The 5,041-nt window shown below is 38.2% G+C and carries 5 protein-coding genes; 3 read left to right on the forward strand and 2 right to left on the reverse strand.

Annotated elements, in window-relative coordinates:
- Positions 1 to 255 precede the first annotated feature (255 nt).
- Positions 256 to 591 carry a hypothetical protein gene (locus V6C71_15295; GenBank protein ID HEY9769834.1) on the reverse strand — a complete coding sequence of 112 codons (336 nt, stop codon included), beginning with the start codon at positions 589 to 591 and terminating at the stop codon, positions 256 to 258.
- 184 nt (positions 592 to 775) lie between these two features.
- Here V6C71_15295 and V6C71_15300 point away from each other — a divergent pair, with 184 nt between their 5' ends.
- On the forward strand, positions 776 to 1,279 hold the full coding sequence (locus tag V6C71_15300) for a GNAT family N-acetyltransferase (GenBank protein HEY9769835.1): 504 nt from the start codon (positions 776 to 778) through the stop codon (positions 1,277 to 1,279).
- A 24-nt stretch (positions 1,280 to 1,303) separates the two neighbouring features.
- The gene (locus V6C71_15305) at positions 1,304 to 2,335 is read left to right on the forward strand and encodes a glucokinase (GenBank protein ID HEY9769836.1); all 1,032 of its coding nucleotides are present in this window, start codon (positions 1,304 to 1,306) and stop codon (positions 2,333 to 2,335) included.
- Positions 2,336 to 2,372: 37 nt separating this feature from the next.
- Here the strand turns inward: V6C71_15305 and V6C71_15310 are convergent, their stop codons facing one another.
- Positions 2,373 to 3,680 carry an oligosaccharide flippase family protein gene (locus V6C71_15310; GenBank protein HEY9769837.1) on the reverse strand — a complete coding sequence of 436 codons (1,308 nt, stop codon included), beginning with the start codon at positions 3,678 to 3,680 and terminating at the stop codon, positions 2,373 to 2,375.
- Between the two features lie 351 nt (positions 3,681 to 4,031).
- Between V6C71_15310 and V6C71_15315 the strand changes: the two genes are divergently transcribed.
- Positions 4,032 to 4,976: a glycosyltransferase gene (locus tag V6C71_15315; GenBank protein HEY9769838.1), complete on the forward strand. Its 945-nt coding sequence runs from the start codon at positions 4,032 to 4,034 to the stop codon at positions 4,974 to 4,976.
- The last annotated feature ends 65 nt before the right edge of the window (positions 4,977 to 5,041 follow it).

Here is a 5,041-nt window from a genome sequence, read left to right on the forward strand (position 1 = left end):
ACGTCTGTAACTGGCGCCAATTGCTGTCAATGGAATCTTCTCCAATAAAAGCTGGTCAATTAAATCTTTCGTCGATTGGCTTATAATCTTTTGCTGTCGGTTCTCTACAAACTGTCTGCCACAGTCACGGCACTTGTAATTTTGTTTACCATTATCTATTCTGCCATTTTTTACAACGTGCCTTGATTCACATCAAGGACAATTTATTGACATCCTAATCCGCCTGCTATTTTCTCTATCCTTACATCTTTCGCACTACCGTTGATTGCTTTTATTATCAATGATCTGTTCACCGTATTTGATGGTGAAATCGTTGTACCAATTAGAAACTACAACGAAGTCATAACTATGATCGGCTGAGACTGCAATATCTTGACTAATCAACCTAGACTCTCTAAACTCGACCAACATTTCGTTAAAAAAGATAGCTCTTCCTTGGCGACAGGCTTCTTTCCCAGTGGTGATCGTACCGTCGCCTTCAATTATCACAGTATTCTCGGCATAGTATTTTTCCAAGGCTACCGATGTTTGAAACGTAACAACTAAATTGTTAATGTCTGCCAGCGCGGCTTGTAGTTCTTCAATCGTCATGAGCAAATAGTAAGATTTTGGGAATTGAGAAAAAATTTTAGCCTACTGTGTGCAATCATGTCCCACAAATAATACTCCGATTGCACCCTAGCTGTAATCGAAGCTGCATAATTATTTATTAGACTGAAACGTTCTGGATATCCACATATTATAAACCCAGGTTACATAGTCAAAAGGATAACAAATGAAGCAGAAATATCAAGAGTTTTTAGTCAGGGATTGGCGGCAGGAAGATCGCCATGCAGCAGCGGAGGTAATTAAAACTGTATTGGCAGAGTACGGCTTGCCCTGGCAGCCAGAATTAGCAGATCGTGATGCGATTGAAGTAGAGTCGGCTTATTTAAAAGTGGGTGGTGAGTTTTGGGTAGTCGAGCAAAATTCAACTATTGTCGGGACAGCGGCATATCAGCCTATAGCTAGAGGACAAAATGCTGTAGAAATACGCAAAATGTATTTACTACCAGATGTTCGAGGACAAGGCTTGGGTAAATACTTATTAGTGCAGTTAGAAAAAGCGATCGCTATTAAGGATTATCAAGAAATTTGGCTTGAAACCGTATCCATATTGAAGGAAGCGGTAAAATTGTACGAGCTTAACGGCTATCAATCCGCCGATGGTGTAGAAACCGACAGATGTGATTTGGTTTATTTCAAGCAACTGCACCAAGAGACAAATAATCGAATATAAGATCTAGATCGAAACAGGTAAACTATGTTTTTATTAGCTGGGGATATTGGCGGAACCAAGACTATTCTGCGCTTGGTAGAGGTTACGTCAGTCACTCTGACCGAAAAGACTTTCAAAACTGTCAGAGAAGCCCAATATATCAGTGCCAGTTTTCCCGATTTAGTGCCAATGGTGCAAGAATTTTTAGCTCAGGATAAGTATCTCAAGCCACAGTTAGCCTGTTTTGCGATCGCTGGTCCAGTAGTGAATAATACCTGCCACTTGACCAATCTTCAGTGGGTTTTGCAGACGCAACGCCTGGAAATGGAGTTAGATATTGCTAAAATCAGCCTAATTAATGATTTTGCCGCCAATAGTTTCGGAATTTTGGGTTTAAAAGATTTTGATGTTCATACGCTACAGACTGGCGAGGCCAGAAAAGATTCACCCATCGCCGTCATTGGTGCAGGGACAGGTTTAGGAGAGGCTTTCTTAATCCCCCAAGGTCAGAAATATCAGATTTTTGCCAGCGAAGGAGGACACTCAGATTTTGCTCCCCGCAACGATTTAGAGACTGAACTATTAAAATATCTGCGAACTAAACTAAAAGTAGAACACATTTCAGTGGAAAGAGTAGTTTCAGGTCAGGGAATTACCTCGATCTATCAGTTTCTCCGGGATTATGGCTTTGCAGAAGAGTCAGTCGAAATTAGTGAGCGAATTAGGCTTTGGGAACAGGGGCAGAAAAAAAACATCGATCCCGCAGCGATTATATCGCAAGCAGCTTTTAAGCAAAGCGATCGCCTATGCGAAAAAACTATGGAAATGTTTGTTGAAGCTTATGGTGCAGAAACGGGAAATCTCGCCCTCAAACTGCTTTCTTATGGCGGAATTTATATTGCTGGGGGGATTGCTGCCAAAATCTTACCCCTAATGCAAGATGGTAGATTTTTAAAAGTATTTAAAAATAAAGGTAGAGTTAGCACCTTGATTGAGGAAGTTCCTGTACACATTGTTTTAAATCCCCAAGTAGGTTTGGTCGGTTCGGTATTGTACGGCTTGCAGCATCAAAATTAAAGGTTGTAGTTATTTTAATTAGTTCAATAACTAATCTTTACTGTTCTGTTGCAGGCTTCTGACTCTTCCTATATAGATAAAATAAAACAATGTTTAGAGAAATCATTCTAATTCCATCAGAAGTCAGCGTTGCCCAAATTGCCCCATACAAGCCAAAAATTGGAATTAGCCAGAAGTTTAAAATTACGTTGATCATCGCGGCTATGATCTGTACTATGCTACGGCTCCTCTGATATCCTAAACCTGTCAAAGTATTAGCAGTTAGTAATTGCAGAGCAGTAATGAACGGAAGCGGAGCAAGCCAACGCAAAGTGGAAATAGCATTTTGATATTCAGCACCCAAAATTTTAGGAACTAAAGGTGCAAAAATTTCAAAAGCAGCGAAACTAAAAACACCGTAGACCAAAATTATCGGCAATAGTTTTTTCGCAAAATTGAGACAGCTCTTAAATCCTCGAGAACCTTCTTGGAAAAATCGGGGATAGCTGGCACTAAACAGAGCCATGGCTGGAACATCACCAATATTAATAAAGCGGTAAGCTGAACCATATATTCCTGTAGCATCTAAAGTTGCCATGCTGGCAAGCATAGTTTTATCAATATTATTGTTGATATTATTAGCTGACATACCAATAGCAAAATAAATTCCTTGGGCAATATCTGATTTAAGTCTGGTTAACTTTAATGTAGGTTTACCCCCTATTTTATTGACGCTCCCAAGAGCAAATAAGCCAACGAGAAATGAGCTGGCGAAATATAGCACCGACCAAGTATTAAGTTCTAAATTGGTTGCAGAGTTGAGATTATCGACGAATGTTATTAAACACAAGACAGCCAAAAGTTTACCTACCGTACTTAAAACTACAAGCTGAGCAGCTTTGTCGACGAACCCTATGGCTCTAAGTGCTTTGTTGCTAACCTCTTGCAATCCTAAACCAAACAAATCTGCGATCAACAAAAAAGCGATTGTCAATAAAGAGATATTATCAGGAAAAATCAGCCGAGCGAGCAATAATAAGCAGCTAGTAAGACAAATACTATTAACCAGGAGAATTAGTAGAGTATTTCCCCAATAACTTGAAAAGATTGTCCGATTTACCGATACCTCTTTAACTAAAACATCATCACTACCAAGCGCAATAAAGGGAAATAACAAAGAAGCTAATGCCGTAACAGCTACAAAAGATCCATAGTTTTCTGCTCCCAGAGAACGAGCCAAGATTACAAAATAAGCTGCCTGGACAATGACATTGAATAATCTGGCAATTAACATCCAGGAAGTATCTTGGAATAGCGATTTTTTTGTGATTCGGGCAATTTTAATTTTGATCTCGTTTAGATTCATTATTTTCAGGACTTAGGCAAATATATTCTTATGTAGTGCGATCGGTTCAGCAAAACGTAATAAATTCACAAATCCCATCTTTAATAAATCCAAGATTATTTCTTTTTAATCAGTTAATTTAAACTATTATAATGTTTAGTGATAAGCTAAATCATATAATAAACTTGCATCAGAATTCTTTCAAATTGCTATTGGTTTTCTGCCAATACTGCTTGTTTGAGTGGTGTTAAGCTATAAAAATTTATTTATGATCGCGAATATATCAACGAGCTAGATCGAATTTAGTATGCGAGAAGTAGTATGAGGGTTTGCAGTGTATTTAATAAATGGTTTAAGGAAAACACTTAAAATATGTTGATTTCCGTATGTGTCATAACTTACAAAAGACCACAAGGATTGCGGCTTTTGCTTAAAGGACTAAATGAACTGACGTTTAAAAAAATCGAACGTCCTGAAATTGAAGTTATTGTAGTTGATAATGATACTGCAGGATTAGCCAACAAAATTTGTGCAGAACTAGAATCGGAGTTCCAATGGACGCTCAAAACGGGTGTTGAAACTCAACGAGGCATAACCTATGCTCGGAACAAATCTATATCTATGGTTTCTACAGATGCAGATTTTATCGCGATTCTTGATGATGATGAAATTCCCGAATCTTCATGGTTAGAGACATTAGTACTCGTACAGCAAGAATATGATTCAGATATTGTTACAGGACCAGTATTACCTCGCTTTGAGGATTGTCAGGTTCCAAACTGGATTATTAAAGGTAAATTTTTTGACGCACCTCGTTATTCAACTGGAGAACAAAGACCAGTAGCTTTTACTAATAATGTCTTGGTTAGAGCTGATATTTTGCGTAAATTAAATCCAGTTTTTGATAATCGCTTTGCTATTTCTGGAGGTTCAGATTCATACTTATTTCTGACTCTTAATAAAGCGGGATATAAAATCACCTGGGCAGATGAAGCCATAGTATACGATCTGATTATTACTTCTCGTACTAACCTAAAATGGATTTTGTTTCGCGGTTATCGTACCTGGAGTAATCATAGTTCTCATGAAAAAGAACTGTATCCTTCCTTTTCAATTCAGTCAATGCGTATCCTTAAAGGATTTGCCCTAATAGTCATTGGCATTCTACGCTTGATACCTTCTTTATTAATCGAAAAAGCTGCCGTAGCAACTTCGTTACTATATATCTCCAGAGGCATGGGAACTATCGGAGGACTTTTGGGACTCTATTATCAAGAATACAAAAACATCGGCAATCTTACATTAGCGGAGGAATAAGCAAATGTAAAATCCCGATGTCAGATCTGAGAAATAAGTTGAGCCAGCTAAAATTATAAGCCGAC

Origin of the sequence: Coleofasciculaceae cyanobacterium (assembly GCA_036703275.1) — a bacterium.
In the GTDB taxonomy this organism is placed as follows: Bacteria; Cyanobacteriota; Cyanobacteriia; order Cyanobacteriales; family Xenococcaceae; genus Waterburya.